Source organism: Symmachiella dynata (assembly GCF_007747995.1).
Classification (GTDB): domain Bacteria; phylum Planctomycetota; class Planctomycetia; order Planctomycetales; family Planctomycetaceae; genus Symmachiella; species Symmachiella dynata.
This window is the reverse complement of record NZ_CP036276.1, coordinates 4,421,286-4,440,087: the sequence shown is the minus strand read 5'-3', so window position 1 is coordinate 4,440,087 and position 18,802 is coordinate 4,421,286. Positions and strand designations below refer to the sequence as shown.

General features: G+C 55.3%; 11 protein-coding genes. 9 read left to right on the top strand and 2 right to left on the bottom strand.

Features of this window, described 5'->3' with window-relative positions:
- Positions 1–97 precede the first annotated feature (97 nt).
- From Mal52_RS16760 to Mal52_RS16750, 3 genes are all read left to right on the top strand, one after another.
- Positions 98–1,330: a lysophospholipid acyltransferase family protein gene (locus Mal52_RS16760; protein WP_145377397.1), complete on the top strand. Its 1,233-nt coding sequence runs from the start codon at positions 98–100 to the stop codon at positions 1,328–1,330.
- Positions 1,331–1,484: 154 nt separating this feature from the next.
- Positions 1,485–4,274 (top strand): PSD1 and planctomycete cytochrome C domain-containing protein, encoded by a 2,790-nt coding sequence (locus Mal52_RS16755; protein WP_197534262.1) that lies wholly within the window; start codon positions 1,485–1,487, stop codon positions 4,272–4,274.
- Between the two features lie 32 nt (positions 4,275–4,306).
- A complete protein-coding gene (locus tag Mal52_RS16750; RefSeq protein WP_231962375.1) occupies positions 4,307–5,737 on the top strand; it encodes a DUF1501 domain-containing protein in 1,431 nt (476 codons plus the stop codon).
- An 8-nt stretch (positions 5,738–5,745) separates the two neighbouring features.
- On the opposite strand, the gene Mal52_RS16745 is transcribed toward Mal52_RS16750, so the two are convergent.
- Positions 5,746–6,681: a CHAD domain-containing protein gene (locus Mal52_RS16745; protein WP_145377393.1), complete on the bottom strand. Its 936-nt coding sequence runs from the start codon at positions 6,679–6,681 to the stop codon at positions 5,746–5,748.
- Between the two features lie 166 nt (positions 6,682–6,847).
- On the opposite strand from Mal52_RS16745, the gene Mal52_RS16740 reads away from it, so the two are divergent.
- Positions 6,848–7,036 carry a CPXCG motif-containing cysteine-rich protein gene (locus Mal52_RS16740; protein WP_145377391.1) on the top strand — a complete coding sequence of 63 codons (189 nt, stop codon included), beginning with the start codon at positions 6,848–6,850 and terminating at the stop codon, positions 7,034–7,036.
- Positions 7,037–7,211: 175 nt separating this feature from the next.
- Positions 7,212–10,709: a mechanosensitive ion channel domain-containing protein gene (locus Mal52_RS16735; protein ID WP_197534261.1), complete on the top strand. Its 3,498-nt coding sequence runs from the start codon at positions 7,212–7,214 to the stop codon at positions 10,707–10,709.
- Between the two features lie 19 nt (positions 10,710–10,728).
- On the opposite strand, the gene Mal52_RS16730 is transcribed toward Mal52_RS16735, so the two are convergent.
- Positions 10,729–11,415 (bottom strand): carboxypeptidase-like regulatory domain-containing protein, encoded by a 687-nt coding sequence (locus Mal52_RS16730; protein ID WP_145377387.1) that lies wholly within the window; start codon positions 11,413–11,415, stop codon positions 10,729–10,731.
- Positions 11,416–11,642: 227 nt separating this feature from the next.
- Between Mal52_RS16730 and Mal52_RS16725 the strand changes: the two genes are divergently transcribed.
- From Mal52_RS16725 to Mal52_RS16710, 4 genes are all read left to right on the top strand, one after another.
- Positions 11,643–12,848, top strand: coding sequence for a DUF1559 domain-containing protein (locus tag Mal52_RS16725; RefSeq protein ID WP_197533242.1), 1,206 nt, complete (start codon positions 11,643–11,645; stop codon positions 12,846–12,848).
- A 280-nt stretch (positions 12,849–13,128) separates the two neighbouring features.
- A complete protein-coding gene (locus Mal52_RS16720) occupies positions 13,129–16,446 on the top strand; it encodes a DUF1553 domain-containing protein (RefSeq protein ID WP_145377383.1) in 3,318 nt (1,105 codons plus the stop codon).
- Positions 16,447–16,469: 23 nt separating this feature from the next.
- Positions 16,470–17,900, top strand: a complete 1,431-nt coding sequence (locus tag Mal52_RS16715) for a DUF1501 domain-containing protein (RefSeq protein WP_145377381.1) — start codon at positions 16,470–16,472, stop codon at positions 17,898–17,900.
- A gap of 44 nt (positions 17,901–17,944) precedes the next feature.
- Positions 17,945–18,790, top strand: a complete 846-nt coding sequence (locus Mal52_RS16710) for an alpha/beta fold hydrolase (protein WP_145377379.1) — start codon at positions 17,945–17,947, stop codon at positions 18,788–18,790.
- The last annotated feature ends 12 nt before the right edge of the window (positions 18,791–18,802 follow it).

Below are 18,802 nucleotides of genomic sequence, written 5' to 3'. Positions count from 1 at the left end.
CCTACAGCCTATTGAAACGTGATATTGCGAAAAACAGTGCGTCTGGTTGAAATACAGGGGCTTGTCCGTTTGTATTTCCCGGGATGATGGCCGTGTTATGAATCGTCAGCCATTTGAGACGCCGCCGCAGTGGTGGCCGCCAAAGCTTAGTCCGTTTATGATTCGCGTCTGGCGATCGTTGCGGCGGTATCAGCAGATTCGGCAGCATCGGCTGTTGGATATCGATGTTCGCGGTGCGGAACATTTGCAGGCGGCTTTGGCGGCGGGGCAGGGGGTGGTGATAACGCCCAATCATTCGAGCCATGCCGACTCGTATGTGCTGTATCATGCGGCGGAGGTGCTTGCTTGCCCGCTGTATTTCATGACCGCTTGGCAAGTCTTTGGCATGTCCAGCCGGTTGGAAAGTTTGGTGATGCAGCACCACGGTTGCTTTAGCGTCGACCGTGAAGGGACCGACATGCGGGCGTTTAAGCAAGCAGTCGAGATCGTGCAGCAACGGCCGCATCCGTTGGTGATTTTTCCTGAGGGGGAAGTCTATCACCTCAACGAACGGATCACCCCCTTTCGCGAGGGCGCCGCTGCCATCGCCATGACTGCGGCCCGCAAGGCAGAGCGTCCGATTACGGTCGTTCCCTGTGCCATTCACTATAAATACCAAACCGATCCCACGCCGGAGTTGTTGCAGGTGATGCGGCGGTTGGAGGAGCAGATTTCTTGGCGGGTGCGTACGGATCTTTCGTTGCACGACCGGATTTACCGCTTTGCCGACGGCATGATCGCACTCAAAGAGGTGGAATATCTCGGCCGCAGTCGGTCAGGGCCGTTGGCTGAACGCGTGGCCGATTTGTCCGACATTATCTTACAGCGGCTTGCCGAACGGCATGGTGTGGAGGAACCGGAGGGCTTGATCATTCCGGAGCGGGTCAAAAACCTTCGCCGCCAAGTGATCAGCCGGCTCGATGAACTCGACAAGACCGACTCCGCTCGCGAACCCCTGGTGCACGATATGGACGATCTGTTTTTGGTCGTGCAGATGTTTAGCTATCCGGGGAATTACGTCTCCGAGCGGCCATCGATTGAGCGGATCGCGGAGACGATTGACAAGTTCGAAGAGGATTTCCTCAATGCGCCCTCGGCGGGCATCCGTGGGACGCGCAACGCTGTGGTGACATTCGGCGACCCGTTGCCGGTGCCTGTGACGCGCGACCGTGCCACTGGGGCGGAGTTAACGCGGCAGTTGGAAGTCCGTGTTCAGCGGTTGATGGATGAGACGTTGGCGGCGACGCCGGTGGAAATTAGTGGCCAGTGTCCGGTGGCCAGTGGCCAGTAGGCGGTAGGCGGAAAAAAGTGGCCGGTGGTCAGTGGCCAGTGGCCAGTTGGTTTTTTCAATAGGCTCTGTTGTTTGTCCACTCGACAGGGGATTGGTGGGGGGACATAATGGGGACTCCTGCCTCAAATTGTGATTCCTTCCGCGGATGATGTTCATGCCTGCTTTGCGTGCTGTGATTTTCGGCTTCTTTGCCTGCCTGTCTGCGATATCGGTCACATACGGTGACGAGAAGGTTTCGCCGGCTGATGCGGAGTTTTTTGAGAAACGTGTGCGGCCGGTGCTTGCTGAAAAGTGTTATTCCTGCCACGGGGCGGAAAAGCAGGAATTAGGCATTCGTCTCGATTCACGCGATGCTGTGATTGCCGGTGGGGACGCGGGGCCGATTGTTGATAGCGAAGCTCCAAGCGAAAGCCCGCTGTTGGCGGCGATTGCGTATGCCGGGGATGTGCAAATGCCTCCCGACGAGCAATTATCGGCAGACGAGATTGCCGCTCTGACGCGCTGGGTAAAAATTGGGATGCCCTGGCCCGGGAGTTCTACGCCGTCGGTGGAAAAGAACCACGACGCGTACAAACAGCATTGGGCATTTCAACCGATTACCGATCCACCGTTGCCGGAGGTCCAGGATGCCGAATGGTCACGGACGTCGATCGATCGATTTATTCTGGCGCGATTGGAACAAGCTGGATTGACTCCCGCGCCGGAAGCGGATCGGAAAACGTTGATTCGCCGCGCGACGTTTGATTTGATCGGCTTACCCCCGACACCCGCAGAGGTGGCTGCTTTTGAAAACGACCCCTCACTCGACGCCTATGAAAAACTGATCGATCGCTTGTTGGCTTCGCCGCGATATGGCGAGCGGTGGGCGCGGCATTGGTTGGATGTGGCCCGCTATGCGGATAATAAAGGTTACATTTTCTTCGGCGACAAAAAATACCATTGGGCCTACACCTATCGCGATTATGTGATTCGCGCGTTGAACGATGATTTGCCGTACGATCGGTTTGTTGTCGAGCAGTTGGCGGCGGACCAATTGGACCTGGGCGAGGACAAGCGTCCGCTCACAGCGATGGGTTATTTAACGCTCGGCGCTCAGTTTTCCGGCAACATCCATGACATTATCGACGATCGCATTGATGTCGTCACCCGGGGGCTGATGGGGCTGACTGTTTCCTGCGCCCGTTGTCACAATCACAAGTTCGATCCAGTCAGCGCAGCGGATTACTACGGGCTGTACGGCGTGTTTCGTAGTTCGACGGAACCAACGATCCCACCGATGTTCGAAGCCCCGCCCGACACGGAAGAGCATCGTAAGTTTGCTGAGGAGTTGGCTGTCAAACAACAGAAGCTGGATGCGTTTGTAACGGAAAAGCATACGGCACTGGTGACCTCTGCCCGGAAAAGGGCGGCGGAATATCTCATGGCGGCGCATGCCAAACGGAATCAACCGCCCACTGAGGATTTCATGCTGTTGGTTGAAGAAGGGGATCTGAATCCTACGATGATCCAACGTTGGCAATCGTATTTAACGCGGGCCCGCAAGTCGCACGATCCAATTTGGAGCATCTGGCACGCTTGCGCAGAAATTCCCGCTGACGAATTTGCCGCGACCGCAGCAGCGATTGTCGAGCAACACGCGACTGACCCAGCGCAGGCTCATCCAGCAGTTCTCGAAGCCTTAAGCGCAGCGCCGCCGGCCAGCATGTCGGAATTGGCGGAGCGTTATAGCAATGTGTTGAATCAAGTCGACGACCAATGGACGGCTCTGTTGCAGCAAGCGACTGAGGCCAAGCAGCCGCTGCCCACGGAATTGCCCGACGAGTCGGACGAGGCTTTGCGACTCGTGTATTATGGTTCGCAAGCGCCACCCGATGTGCCGGTGCGGACCGGTTGGGGATTCCTGACATTGCTTCCCGATCGTCCTGCTCAGGCAAAATACAAGAAATTGCTGGGCGAGGTTGAGAAGCACATTGCGGAAACAGCCGGTGCGCCGCCGCGGGCGATGGTGTTGTTGGATGCGGAGGAAATGTATGCTCCCAAGGTATTTTTACGGGGCAATCCCAATCGTCCCGGAACCGGCGTGCCGCGGCACTTTCCGGAGTTTCTGACGCACGAAGACGATCAGGTGTTTCAAACCGGCAGCGGTCGGTTGGAATTGGCGCAGGCGATTGTCGATCCGGCGAATCCATTGACCGCGCGGGTGTTGGTCAATCGTGTCTGGTTGAATCATTTCGGGTCCGCGTTGGTCGCGACGCCGAGTGATTTCGGATTGCGGAGTGAAGCGCCCACGCATCCTGCACTGCTGGATCATTTGGCGAGTGAATTCATGCGGGACGGTTGGTCGTTAAAACGTCTGCATCGCCGTGTCATGCTCTCGGCGGTCTATCGGCAGCAAAGCCACGCGCGGGACGAAGCAGTGGCGGTCGATCCCCGCAACCGCTTGTTGTGGCGGATGAATCGTCGCCGACTCGACTTTGAGTCGATGCGGGATTCGCTTTTGGCTGTGACAGACCAATTGGAGCAAACGCTCGGTGGCCCGGCGGTCGATATCGAAAAAACGCCATTCACGCCGCGTCGAACGATTTATGCATTCGTCGATCGCATGGACCTTCCGGAGTTGTTTCGCGCGTTTGATTTTCCCGATCCGGCGGCCACCAGTCCTCAACGGGATGCGACCACGATTGCGCCACAGGCATTGTATTTGATGAACCACAAGTTTGTGGACGAAGTCGTGACGCGGATTGCCGCACGGCCGGACGTCGCCGATGTTGCAGACGCGACGTTGCGCGTCGAGCGGCTGCACAAAATACTTTTCAGCCGCGCGCCGACGGAGCTGGAACGGGAACTGGCGGTCGCGTTTTTGGGAGCGGAACCGTCGCAGCAGCAGTGGCAGGAGTATATTCAGGCGTTGCTGATGACCAACGAGTTTTTGTTTGTGGATTGAAACGTTGCGTGTTTAGCGGGAGTTTGTGAGAGATGCCTAACTTGAGTGGCCCCTGGAATCCGGGTCTGTCCCGCCGTGAATTACTTGCGCGGAGCGGCACCGGGTTGGGGATGTTGGCGCTGTCGAATTTGTTGCGTGATGAGGGCCAATTGGGGGCTGCGGAGTCCGGTGCTGGTCCGCTGGGACCGTTGTCGCCCAAGCAGCCGCACTTTGCGCCGCGGGCGAAGCAGGTAGTGCACCTGTTTATGAACGGCGGGCCGTCGCACATCGATACCTTCGACCCCAAACCCGAGTTGAAACGCCTGCACGGTCAGCCATTGCCGACGGGGAATCTGCGCACCGAACGCAAGACCGGAGCCTTGATGGGCTCGCCGTTTCAATTTCAAAAATATGGCGAATCGGGTATCGAGGTCAGCGAACTCTTTTCGCAGACTGCCCAATGCATCGACGACATCGCCGTGATCCGCTCAATGCATGCGGATGTGCCCAACCACGAACCGTCGTTGATGTTGATGAACTGCGGCGAAGGACGGTTGCCGCGGCCAAGTATGGGGGCCTGGGTGACGTATGGTTTAGGATCGGAAAACCAGAATCTGCCGGGATTTGTCGTGATGTGCCCGGGGGGATATCCGATCGTGGCTACGCGCAACTGGCGGTCGGCGTTTTTGCCGGGAGCCTTTCAAGGCACCTACATCAACAGCCAACAAAAACAGGTCGACAAACTGATTGCGAATATCAAGAACGAAGATTTAACGTTGGACGTGCAGCGCCGCCAATTGGATCTCTTGCGACGGCTGAATGAAAAACATGCGGACGACCGGGAGCGGGATGCGCAGTTGGAGACGCGGATTCAATCCTTCGAGTTGGCGTATCGCATGCAGAGCGAAGCGACGGATGCGTTTGATATTTCCCAGGAAACGAAGGAGATGCAGGAACGTTATGGCACCGGCGACGTCGCGCGGCAATTGTTGATCACGCGGCGGTTGTTGGAGCGTGGGGTGCGTTTCGTACAATTGTGGAGCGGTGCCGGGCAGCCTTGGGACAACCATAGCGACTTGGAGAAACAACATCGCAAACTTTCCGGCGACTGGGACCGACCGATTGCTGCATTTTTAACCGATTTGAAACAGCGTGGGCTGTTGGATTCGACGTTGGTGCTGTGGGGCGGCGAATTCGGACGTACGCCGGTTGCCGAACTCCCACAACTCAACGGCCGGGACCACAATCATTACGGATTCACCTGTTGGCTGGCCGGGGGTGGGATTCGTGGGGGCTATGTGCATGGGGCAACGGACGAATTCGGATTTGCCGCCGCAGAAAAACCGGTGCACGTGCATGACCTACATGCCACGATGTTGCATCTACTGGGCTTTGATCACGAGCAACTCACCTATCGTTACGCCGGCCGCGATTTTCGACTGACCGACGTGCATGGTCATGTGATTCCCGAATTGATTGCGTAAGCGGGCTTTCATTGCGTGAAGCTGCGTAGTCGCTTTTCGATCTCTTGGTGGAATTCCGGAGTCCACCACTCGGAAAACTTCTGCTGTGCTTCCGTGGAAAATTGCTCTTCTTGTTGCATCAGCCGTCGAAAGAAATTCTTTTCCATCTTTTTTGACGCTTCGGTCGCATAGCGGTCGAAACGGGCGGCGGCGGTGCAGTGGTCGTTGATTTCGCCGAGCACTTCTTGCAATTCCCCGAGTCGCGGATACAGCTGCTCGCGATATTCAGCCGGGTAGGCGGGCGCAAGCAATTCCATTGCATAGCGCAGTCCCTTGCCCCGAATGCGGAATTGGTGCAGCTCTTCGAGAGTGTAATCGTCTCCCGGGACGTCTTGGAGAAATTGTTCGACGATTGGCGCGAAGGCTGAGGGAGCCCAGTCTCGAAATTTGTGGTTCCCTAACTTTCGCTGCCGGCTGACTCCGCGCGGTCGGATGCGCACCAAGAGTTTGTTGCAGCGGCGGTGGAAACGTTGATGGTAGGTCAGCCGTTCAAAGATCTCAATAATAGGTTCCTGCGCGGAATCGCGTTGTCGTTTTAGGCGACGCAAGATGCGCTGCGTTTTCGAATCCTCGCCTGCCTCGCTGTTTCCGCTCTCCAATCGCGCGATGAGTACGTCGCAGTCACGGGCTTCGCCGGCAGCTTGTCGAATGCATTTGAGGTCTTTATTGATTCGCCGCGTCCGCTTGGAGGGGAGCAGCTCGTCGTAAAGCGAAAGAGCGGCGCGGACACGGCGGGTGGAGACGCGGAGTTGATGGACGTATTCGACGCTTTCAGCTGCGATTTCTGCAGCCAAGGGCAAAAAATACTCGACCGCTTCGAGACGCATGCTGAGCGTTTTCTCGGCGACGTCGACAATGCGATCGTCGGGCCCCACGTTTTCGATCCATTTGCCCAGTTTTGCCATGCTGTCTCACGTCGCCCAGTCTATGTGATATTTGTTGACGGCTGATCGTTCCGCAGTGCGGACTTCAGGTGCAGGGCTACAGATTTTATCAATTGGAACCTAAAATAGGCGTGGGCACAATCGTGCTGTTACTGTTTTTACCTAGCTTTCCTAGAGTGCTGCGGCGATGCAAGACGAGGCAACCTATTACTGTGACGTTTGCGGGGAGGAAATCGTGATTCCGATCGATCCCTCGGCCGGTCGGGAGCAGGATTACGTGGAGGATTGTCCGGTTTGCTGTCACCCTCATCTGTTGCATGTACAGGTCGAGCGGGATGGAAGTGTGCGGTTGACGAGTCGCACCGAGGATGAATGAAACTTTCAACGCAACTGTCGGCAATCGCTCTATACATTGCACGGCAGCCTGAAATAGACTGTCGCCGAATGATGGAGTATTCGTCGCTATTGAAATCAGCTTGAGGAACGACATGGATTTGCGGAACTGCCTGAGTCAACGTATTTTGCTTCGAGGTTATGGGCGCCGGTGCTGCATGTGGTTAGCAGTCCTCTTTTGCTTAAACGCAACGGCATGGGGGCAAGCGGACCCTGCGACGCCTGTCGAGCCGAAAAAACCGCCGGCGCTGACGGCTGAGATGGTCGACACCCGTCTGAAAGAGGTCGAGGGGACCGAAGGTCTGGACGAGGCGCTGAAAGCCAAGATCGTTGAGTTTTATAACCAAGCGAAAAAATCATTGGCCGCTGCCAAGTCGTGGGGCGAAAAACAGCAAGCGTATCAGCAAAAGCTAGATACCGTTGATCAACGATTGAAGGAGACCCAGGAAAAGCTAGAGCTGGCTAAAAATCCGCCTAAGGAAATCACCGAGTCACCCAAAGGGGATGACACGAAAATGCCCGCCAGCTTGGAAGAAGCTGCCGAAAAGTTATCGCGATTCGAGACGATGCTCAGTTCGGAGCAACAGTTGCTGGACGACCCGCAGACGGGTTTTCGAAAATTGCTGGCCGACATCAAGGTGGAAGGGGCGCGCCGTGAAGCGCGACCGGCGGAGATCGCCGCCTCGAACGCCCAACAGCAACTGGAAAAACTTCGCGAACAACTCAAAGCCCCGCCCAAAGCAGATGATTCGCCTCTGTTAGCCCTTGCACAAAAAACAGCACTAGAAGCCCGGGCCATGGAGTTCGACCAGCAGGTTCAAGCCGAGCGGACGGAAGTGGCGCTGTATAAGGCGGAAGAAAATGCTGGGTTGTTGCGCGTGCGGCGCGATCTGTTGTCACTGCAGGTTTCACAATCTGAGAAGATCGTCAAACTGCTGCAGGAGGATGTGAATAAGTTGCGGCAGCATCAGGCTAAGTTACGCGCGCGACAGATTCGAGCGGATGTCATCTCAGCTGCTCCCGAACTAAAAGAGTTTGCTGAAGAGAATGCACGGCTAGCAGAAAAAAATATCAAAATCACCAATGAGCTTCAATCTGTCGAAAAAGAAACGCAAGTTGTTCAAACCAAGTATAAGGAGTTGGATAGCGAGTTTTTAGATATAAAGAGCATGATCAATACCATTGGTCAGTCCGATGCCATCGGCCAATTGCTACGCAGCCAGCGCGCCACGATACCTAATGCCTCCCACTACGAACAACACATCAATGAGCGTCAGGAGCAGATCAGTACTTTAAGCTTCGAATCATTTCAGTATGAGAAGGACCGCGACGAATTGGTGGACATTGACGCCGCAACCACGCGGGTGTTCAAAGAATTGAAGACCGCCTCTTCTCCGGAACTGGAGACGACCGTCCACGAACTACTGGAAAGCCGTAAGACAGTTTTGGACGAATTGACAAGCAATTCGACAAAACTGAATGGGGCATTGTTGGCGCTCAATCTCAAAGAAGCTGAGATGATGACGGTCACCGATGCCTATGCCAAATACATTGACGAACGTGTGTTGTGGATCCGTAGTACCGAGGCGTTGGGGCCGTCGGCGATGGCCGATGCGATGGATGCGCTGAAATGGGTGTTCAACCCGAGCCAATGGATGGAATTGCTGAGTTCGTTTGTCTCTTGGAAGCCTGAAGATCTGTTGGAAATTGGGTTGTCGACGTTTTTGTTTTTGGTGCTGATCTATTATCGCCGTCGTTTACGTGACGGGATCGCTACAGCCGGTGAAGAAGCCGCGCGCGGGAATTGTCGCGTCTTCCGTCCGACACTGCAGGCCTCAGTATTAACGGTCATTGTGGCGGCGATCTGGCCTTCGATTTTGTGGTATTTCTCCTGGCGGATTTCCGCACAACCGAACAGCACCGTTTTTGCTACGGCTATTTCGCAGGGATTGGCGGCGACTGCTGCGGTTTATCTGCCACTGGAGGTGATTCGCCAATGCTGCGCGTCCAAAGGGCTGGCGGAGATGCATTTCTATTGGGCCAATGCCACCGTGCGGACAATCCGCACGCATTTGCGCTGGGCGACGCCGTTGAGTCTGCCGCTGATGTTCTTGGCGGCCACGATGAGTGCACAACCCAATGAACAATGGCAGGCTTCGTTGGGGCGGGCGAGTGTTGTCTGTTGGTTGATCCTGCTGGCAGTATTTATGCAACGCGTATTGCGGCCTCACACGGGCGTTTTGAAAGAGGTTGTGCGGGGGAATGACGACGGCTGGCGCGTGCAGTTGCGGTACTTGGTCTTCGGCCTGTGCATGCTGGTTCCCGTGGGAATGGGCCTGTTGGCGTTAATGGGATATTACTACACCGTGATGCACTTAGGGACGCGGCTACGGGACACGGTGTGGCTGTCGATCGTCTTACTGTTGGTGCATGCCATGCTCACGCGACTGTTGTTGATCCATCGCCGCGCTTTGGCGATGGAGCGAGCGCGGGCCAAACGGGAACGAGAACGGGAAGAACAAGCCGCCGCCGCTGCTGCTGCCGCTGCCGCCGCAGGAACTGAAGAACCGGTTGCCGCTCCGCTGCAGATCGTTGAAGAACCGGTGATGGATCTCGCCGCCAGTTCCTCGCAGGCACAAAAACTGCTGCGGACGGCGATCGTGATTGTTTCGTTGGCCGGGATGTGGTTGATCTGGGCGGATGTCGTTCCCGCGCTGGGGGTGCTCAATAAATACACGCTGTGGAACACCACGGTCACAGAAATGGTGGAGCACACGGATTCGGAGACGGGGAAAATCACCTCGAGTCTGGAGTCGGTCGTCAAGCCGGTTACGATCGTACAATTTGCATTGGCGGTCTTGGTGGGAATTTTGGCGGTCGTGGCGGCGCAAAATATTCCAGGTCTGATCGAAATGTCATTGTTGCGCGGGTTGCCGTTTGAGCCGGGCTTTCGTTACGCGATTGCGAGTTTGGCCCGCTATGTCATTCTGGTCGTCGGTCTAGCGGTTTCGTTGGGAATTGTGGGGATCGGCTGGGCGCAGATGCAATGGTTGTTCGCTGCCGCCAGTTTGGGGTTGGGTTTTGGACTGCAGGAGATTTTTGCCAACTTCATTTCGGGGATCATCATTTTGTTTGAACGACCGATCCGTGTGGGAGACGTGATTACGATTGGTGATGTCAGCGGTAAGGTCTCAAAGATCCGCATGCGGGCGACCACGATCACCAACTGGGATCGCAAGGAACTGATTGTCCCCAACAAAGAGTTCATCACCGGACGACTGTTGAACTGGACGTTAACGGATCAAGTCAACCGCTTGGTAATCGAGGTGGGTGTGGCCTATGGCAGTGATACGATGTTGGCGCGGGACTTATTGCTCGCCGCGGCGGAGGCGAACGAATTTGTGCTCACCGATCCGGGGCCGCTTGCCACCTTCGAGGGATTTGGCGACAGCACATTGAATTACGTATTGCGGGTCTATTTGCCCGATCTGGACAACCGCTTAGGCGTGATACATGCGCTGCATACCGATATTGATCGCCGATTCCGTGAAGCAAATATCGAGATCGCATTTCCGCAACAGGACATTCATGTTCGCACGCTGCCGGCGAACATCATTGGATCCAAGGAAGAGTCGTCATCACCGTATAGCACCTAATGCTATGCTGCCGCGGTGGCTATTTTGATGTGAGCGGGAAGGAAAAGTCATTTTCCTGGTTGCCTTTGACATTGGCCTTCAACGTGGTCTGGGAAGCGACGGAGTACTTTGCGGGGATACTCTCGATTTTGGACGGTACGTAGTCGGATTCCAAAATCTTTTCTCCAGACTCCCGTTTTGTACGAAGCGCCATTTTTTTGGATTGGTAGTCTTCTTCGGACATCCCGTTGGGGGGGATCATCTTGCTGACGGTGACGCGGTACTCACGGGCCGGTGCACCCGGTTCGATGAATTCGGAATTGAAACGCGTTTTCAATGTAAAGCGTCCGGTTCCGTCAGTTTTTCCGAAGGCGGTGTACTGAGTCCCATCAAAAAAAACCACGTCGGCGTCGGTCAGAGGCGAGCTGTCGAGTGTGACGGTGCCCTTCACTTCGACAGTGGGGGGCACATCTGACAACCCTCCACCACATCCACACAGTAGCCCCGCAACCACAAACAGGCTGAGAAAGCGGGGGGGGAACAGTTTTTGCCTGAATAATAAGGGGCAACTCGCCGCGTTAGAGGGTTTTGAAACCGGCTGTTGAAGAGCGGTTGTACAAAACTGGCGGACCATTAGAGGGTGTCTCCCCATGGGCAATTTGATAAGAGTTTCGAAAACTGCAAGCGCTTGCCACGATTTTGGGCATGCTTTGACTGTTGTTGTCATGATACAGGTAAAATGGCGGAGCTGTCAATTTCCAAGAAAACGTCTTGTTCGATGTTGTTTGTCGTTGCCAGTAAATTCCCCCAGGCCTGCATAATTGGGCGAATTTGATGTTGAAAAGGCTGGCAATTTCAGCGTATTGTGAAGGTGTCCAGTTATTGTCTCGCACAGTATTGCATGTTCGCAATGCTTTTTGTGTTTCAATTGTCGATCCTCCCGGGAGTTCAACAATGCAAAAACGCACGACGTCGGCGCGGTCAGCCGCCGGAAAAGGGTTTACGCTTATCGAGTTATTGGTGGTGATCGCCATCATTGCGATTTTGGTCGCGCTCATCATGCCTGCGGTTCAACATGCCCGCGAGGCGGCACGGCGGACTCAATGCAAAAACAATCTGAAACAACTCGGACTCGCCCTTCATGAATACCACGAAGCGTTCAACGTTTTTCCCTACCTGCAAGGGGGAACAGTGGGCGGAATTATCAACGGTGGTTTCTATGGGGACGGTAACGAATTGCAAGTGAATGGTTTCATTCAACTGCTGCCTTACCTGGATCGTACGCCGCTTTACCGCAGAATTCAGGGCTCTTCGACTCCGCGTCCCGGGGGTGGGTTTTATCCGCCTTGGGGTGGGGCGCCAGACGACATTGCTTATACACCTTGGCAAGCACGCATCCCGGTATTTATTTGTCCGTCCAACCCGACCGGTACGTTCACCTTCAATTCAGGTCAACGTAGCTATGCCATGTGCATGGGAGACACGGTGAATAACGCCGGCTTGGTTCCCAGTTTTGTCGGCAGTAATGCGACGACTCCGGGACCGAATCAAGCGTTCTTAACCGGTGTGATTGGAACGCGCGGCTTGTTTGGATTCATTTCCTCCACAAGCTTTAAAGACATGAGCGACGGGACAAGCAACACGATTGCCATGTCGGAACGGGGAATCTACTCAGCCGGCAGTGGTCGCGACGTGCGGGGTTTGACCGCTAAGAACTACACCACTCAGGTCTTGAATAGCCCGGTGCTGTGCTTGCAATCAGAAATCGGTGGTAAGAAGTACGACGTCGATGTCGATGTGGAGATCGATCAGCATCAAGGTGCGATGTGGCACCGAGGCTCGCCGCAGTCAGCTGGTTTCAACACAATTCTACCGCCCAATAGTCCTTCCTGTATGCCGAACGACGTTGATAATTCCTGGGCACTGGTCAGTGCGGGAAGTTATCACGAAACCAGTGTCAACTGCCTGATGGGCGATGGTTCGGTACGGGGGATCAGCGAAGTCATCAACACCGGAAATTTGGCTGCCCGCCCAGGCGATCCCGTCATCGACCGTCAGTTGGCCGAAGACTTCCCGCTCTATACGGTTGGTCAAAGCAATTACGGTGTGTGGGGTGCTTTGGGCACGACGCAAGGAAGTGAAGACATCAACCAGTATTAGTGGCTGCCATTGCCGTCACTTAAAGTTTGAAAGTTGTTGCTAAAATCGAACAGGCTCTCCTGCGAACCACGCGGGAGGGCCTGTTTTTTCGTTGTGGTTCTCAATAAAGATCCTCTGGCCACGCTTTTCGCAGAGCAGCGGTCTGGAACGCGCCTCAGTAATCCGATAAGATAGACATGCGTGTTTGTTGATATGTTTTGAGTGCCCCCCGATCGGGTGCGTTGTTTTGTGAACGCGATTCCACGGATGCTCTATGAAAGCTGGAAGTCAGGATATTTTCATGAGACGATGTTTGGTGGCCGGCATTCTCGTCGCCTCAATGTGGGCGAGCCCGAATGGAATGGAAGCGGCCGATCCTGTCGCAAAGACAAAACCTCCGACCGCCCGACAGTTGGAGTTTTTTGAGAAAAAAGTCCGCCCGTTGCTTGCGGCGCGGTGCTTCAAATGTCACGGCGAGGAAAAAGTGCAAGGCGGTCTGCGGCTTGATTCACAAGCGGCATTTTTAACCGGAGGGGACTCTGGCGAAATCTTTGACCCAACCGCACCACAAGAAAGCCTGTTTTTAGAAGCGATCAGCTACGATCCCGATGCCATCGTCGAGATGCCGCCCGATGGTCGACTGTCGGACGCGGAGATTGCCCTGCTCACAAAATGGATTGGCGAGGGTGCTCCCTGGCCGCCATCGGCCGGTCCGGCGCCGGTTATGAAAAAAGAGGACGGCCCGCTCTTCACGGAAGAACAAAAGAAATTCTGGGCCTTCCAGCCGATTCATGCCCCCCAAGTTCCCGCTGTGCAACGCGCGGACTGGCCTCGCTTGCCGTTAGACAATTTTGTGTTGGCGCAATTGGAAGCACAGGGATTGTCACCGGCGCCTGAGGCCGAAAAGCGAGTTTGGCTTCGCCGGGTGACGTTCGATCTGTGTGGATTGCCTCCCACACCGCAAGAGATTGCCGATTTCGAAGCAGATGATTCGGCGGATGCTTATGAGCGCGCCGTGGATCGTCTGTTGGCATCGCCCCGATACGGGGAACGGTGGGGACGGCATTGGCTGGATGTCGCGCGGTACGCCGATTCCAACGGCATGGATGAAAATCTGGCCTATGCCAACGCCTTTCGTTACCGCGACTATGTGATTGCCGCGTTCAACAAAGACAAACCGTTCGATCAATTCTTGATTGAACAAATTGCCGGCGATTTGATGCCGGCGGTCGACGATGCTGAGACGACCATCGAACGGCAGGTCGCGACCGGGTTTTTGGCGATCGGGCCGAAGATGTTGGCTGAAGACGACCCGTTGAAAATGCGCGTCGATATCGTCGATGAGCAGGTCGAAACCATCGGCCGTGCGTTTATGGGCATGACGATCGGATGCGCCCGCTGCCACGATCACAAATTCGATCCGGTTCCGCAGGCCGATTATTATTCATTGGCCGGAATTTTCATGAGTACCAAGACGATGGAGAACTACAAAGTCGTCGCCAATTGGTACGAACGCCCACTGGCATCCCCAGCAGCTATCGCCAAAGTGAAACAACAGGAACAACTGGTCAAGGATCAGGAAGCTGCGCTGACGAAAACGACGCGCGTCGCCAATCGCAAACTGGTGGCTGCCGCGCGCAAGCGGGTTGGTGATTACCTGATCGCAGCCACGGAATTGCTGCGTTACCGTACAGCAGATCAGGCACTCGTTTCGATTTTGCAGCCCAATCCCATGCCGTTGCCCGACGGGGGGATTGTTGTCGAAGCTGAGGACTATACGCGGGGCAACCTGAACAAGGATTTTTCGAATTACGGAACAAAGATCGGTGTGTTGGTGAACGGCGGCAAGCTGCCGAATTTTGTGGAATATGAAATCGATGTTCCCGCGCCGGGGCAGACGTATCAGTTTGAGATTCGTCTAGCCGCCGCGCAGTCTCGGCCGATTAAGTTGTCTATCAACGGCAAACCGAGTGCTCGCGGTGTGGCCGAAGAAGTGACAGGGAGTTGGACACCCGACTCGCAAAAATGGCATGCCGAATCGGTGGTTGCCTTGGAGCCGGGGAAGAACGTCATTCGCCTGGAACGTGATGGACCATTTCCGCACATTGACAAAATTGGATTGTTGCCGCTTCAAGCTGAGGGGAACTTCCCGCTCGGCCCGGAGGAGTTGGCCAAGAAGTACGATCTGAAATTGGTATTCCTCAACGGATGGGCGGATTACCTGGAAAAAACGAAGTCGGACAGTTCCTCGGTCTTGGCTCAGTGGCACGCTTTATCGTCGTCGCAAACGGTCAAAGACAACGGCCTGTTCAGCGACTTTCGCAATGAGTCGCGACAACGCTTGGCAACTCGCTATAGCGAATTATTTGCTAAAGCGCAAATGGCATGGCGAGAGTTGAAGGACGGGGACCAAGAGGCCAAGCAACTTCCCGATGCTGAACTGGAAGCGTTTCGTCAGGTCTTGCACGATAAAAAAGGGCCCTTTGCGGTTTCTGAAAAACTCGAAGCCGATTATCCCGCCGAGACGATGGCCGTGGTTCAAAATCTCCGCGACGAGATCAAGGAGCTCAAAGCATCGATCCCAGAATTTCCGCAAGGAATGGGGGTCACTGAAGACGAGATTCAAAATACGCGCATCAATATTCGCGGCAATCATATTAACCTGGGAGACGAGGTCCCGCGACAATTTCTACAAGTGATTGCCGGCGAACAACAGACGCCGATCGGCAAGGAACGCAGTGGTCGCTTGGAACTGGGGAAATGGATGACCAGCCCCGACCATCCGCTGACGAGCCGTGTGATCGTGAATCGCGTCTGGCGGTGGCATTTCGGAAAGGGCATCGTTCCCACTCCCGACAATTTTGGAAGCACCGGAGAACTCCCGGTCAATCAACCGTTGTTGGACCACTTGGCTGCGGAATTTATCGAGCGGGGCTGGGGGCTGAAAGATCTGCATCGCCGGCTTGTGCTCTCAGCGACATATCGCATGAGCACGCAGTACGATGCGGCAGCGGTGGAACAAGACCCGGGGAATGTCTACATGTGGCGGATGAATCGTCGGCGGCTGACAGCTGAGGAACTCCGCGACGCAGTGCTTAGCATTGCCGGAACGATGGACTCGACGATGGGAGGGACGTTGCTGCCCACAAAAAATCACGCGTACGTGGCGAGCACCGCCTCGGTAAACGCGACACCGTATGAATCCACGCGGCGATCAGTTTACTTGCCAGTGATACGCAGCGGGCTGTTTGAAATGTTCCAGGCATTCGATTTCCCCGATCCCAGTACCTCCAACGGCGACCGTGCGACCACCACCGTGGCGCCGCAAGCTTTGTTCTTGCTCAATAGCGATTTTATGGCGGAGCAGACCGAGGCGATGGCTCGGGATCTCTTGAGTCGCGACGGGTTCGATGATGCCGCGCGATTGAACTGGTGTTATCGCCGCACTTTAGGTCGGGCGCCCAGCGCCGAAGAAACCGCACAAACGCTTGAATTTTTAACCAATTATATCGCCGCAATGGAACAAGGCATTCCCGATGCGCAGGACCGCCAACGTCAAGCATGGCAGGGTCTGTGCCGGGTGTTGTTATCGTCGAGCGAGTTTCTTTACGTGGATTGACACGTTCCAATAAAGGGTATTCCATGGCTGGAAGTTGTCATCAATTTACGCCAGTGATCAATCGTCGCGATTTGCTCAAACAATCCGCGGCCGGTTTCGGCATGTTGGCGCTCGCTGATTTGTTGTCCGGTTCGGGAAAAACTGCGCACGGGGCCAATCGTGCTCAAAATCCCCTCTCGCCGCAGGAGCCGCACTTCCCGGCCCGTGCGAAGCGGGTCATCTTCTTGTTCATGCACGGAGGGCCGTCACAGGTCGATACATTCGATTACAAACCCAAACTAGATGAAGACGACAACAAACCGTTGCCGTTTGATAAGCCCCGCGTTTTTTCGAGTCAAACCGGCACGCTGCTCAAGTCTCCCTGGAAATTCAGTCAGCATGGGGAATCGGGAGCATGGGTTAGTTCGCTGTTTCCGCACGTCGCCAAACATGTCGACGATTTGTGCATCATTAACGGTATGCACGGATCGAATTCGCGGCATGGTGGGGCGCTGTTGGAATTGCATACTGGGACCGATACGTTCATTCGTCCCAGCATGGGATCGTGGATCACCTACGGCCTGGGGACCGAAAACCAAGACCTGCCCGGTTTTGTGACCGTCTGTCCTTCCTTAACACACGGCGGGATGAACAACTGGAGTTCCGCATTTTTGCCAGCCGCCTATCAAGGAACGCCGATGGGCAATGCGGGAACGCAGTCCAAAGACGCCAAGATTCCCTACATTACTGGAAAAACGCCTCGCGACTTGCAACGGATGGAGTTGGACTTTTTGCAGCAGATGAACCGTAAACGCTTAGAGGAATCGGGACCGGACGCGGGGTTGGAAGGTCGCATCAACGCCTTCGAACTGGCGTTTCGCATGCAGGCAGCCGCGCCGGAATTGCAGGACGTCTCGTCGGAGTCGGAAGAAACCCTGAAGCTATACGGAATCGATGACAAAACCACTGAAGATTTCGGACGGCAATGTTTGATGGCGCGGCGATTCGCTGAACGGGGCGTGCGATTTGTGCAGGTCTCGCACAGTTACAAATGGGACCAACACGGCGGTTTGCGCAAGGACCATCAACGGAATGCGCAGGAAGTCGATAAACCAATTGCGGGCCTATTAGCCGATATGAAGCGGTTGGGATTGTTGGAAGATACATTGATCCTGTGGGGCGGCGAATTCGGCCGCACACCGGTTTCGCAAGGGGACCGTGACGGCCGTGACCACAATCCGCAAGGCTACACAATGTGGTTGGCCGGCGGCGGTGTGAAGGGGGGCATGCGGTACGGGAAGACCGACGATTACGGTTATTTTGCCGTCGAGGACAAAGTGCACATTCACGACCTGCACGCCACGATGCTGCATCTGTTAGGCCTGAATCACGAAAAGCTGACCTATCGTTACGGCGGGCGCGATTTCCGTTTGACTGACGTACATGGCGAAGTCGTGCATAAGATCCTTTCTTAAAAAAACTCCGGCAACATCCGGCGGTCGGATCCAAGGGGCGGTCGATGCGAATGATTGCATGTCGCGGAAGTTTCGTGTTGGCGATTCTGATTTGTGCGACCGCGGTCGTCGCAGGCGAGTCGAAACGTCTGACCGGGTTCGAGGACCGGTTGATTCCAATGGAGCACGGGCAGTTGTGCTGTGCGCATCGGCCGGGCGACGGACCGACGTTGCTGCTCATTCCCGGCACATTTTCTGACAGTCGTGCCTTTGCCAAGTTGGCGCCGCATTTGGGCAAAGACCTGAATCTGTTCGTCCTGGAAAACCGCGGGTTAGGCCGCAGTTGGCCTCCGCCGCAGGATGGATCTATTGAACAATGCGCACAAGATGCGTTGTTTGTGGCGGAAAAGCTTGGCCTTGAATCGTTTTATATCGGCGGGCATAGCCTGGGGGGGATGATCTCGCTGGAAGTTGGACGCCGTGCGCCGGAGAAGCTGCGCGGTGTGATCTCGCTGGAAGGCTGGACGAGCTGGCATGCGGCGCGTGACGCATTTCGTGGCGATATGAGGGCGACGCTAACCGACGAACAGTTGGCCGAATTGGCGGCCTATCGCAAAGAGGTGTTGTCCAAGTGGAGCGATGAACAGCGTTCGTCGTTTGGCAAGGTGTGGAAGGCTTGGGACGGTCTGTCGTTCTTGGAAGATACGTCCTTGCCCGTGTTGGAAATCTACGGAGACCGTGGCCGCGCACGACCGACACGCGAGATGTTGCGAATTCCAGAGCGGGACAATATCCAACTCAAATGGATCGACAATTCATCGCATTCGCTGCACTACCAACATCCTCGACGGGTGGCCGAAGCGCTCAACCGCTTCATTCGCCAGCAAGAAGTCAAACGAGCCGGCAAATAATATCGGCAACAA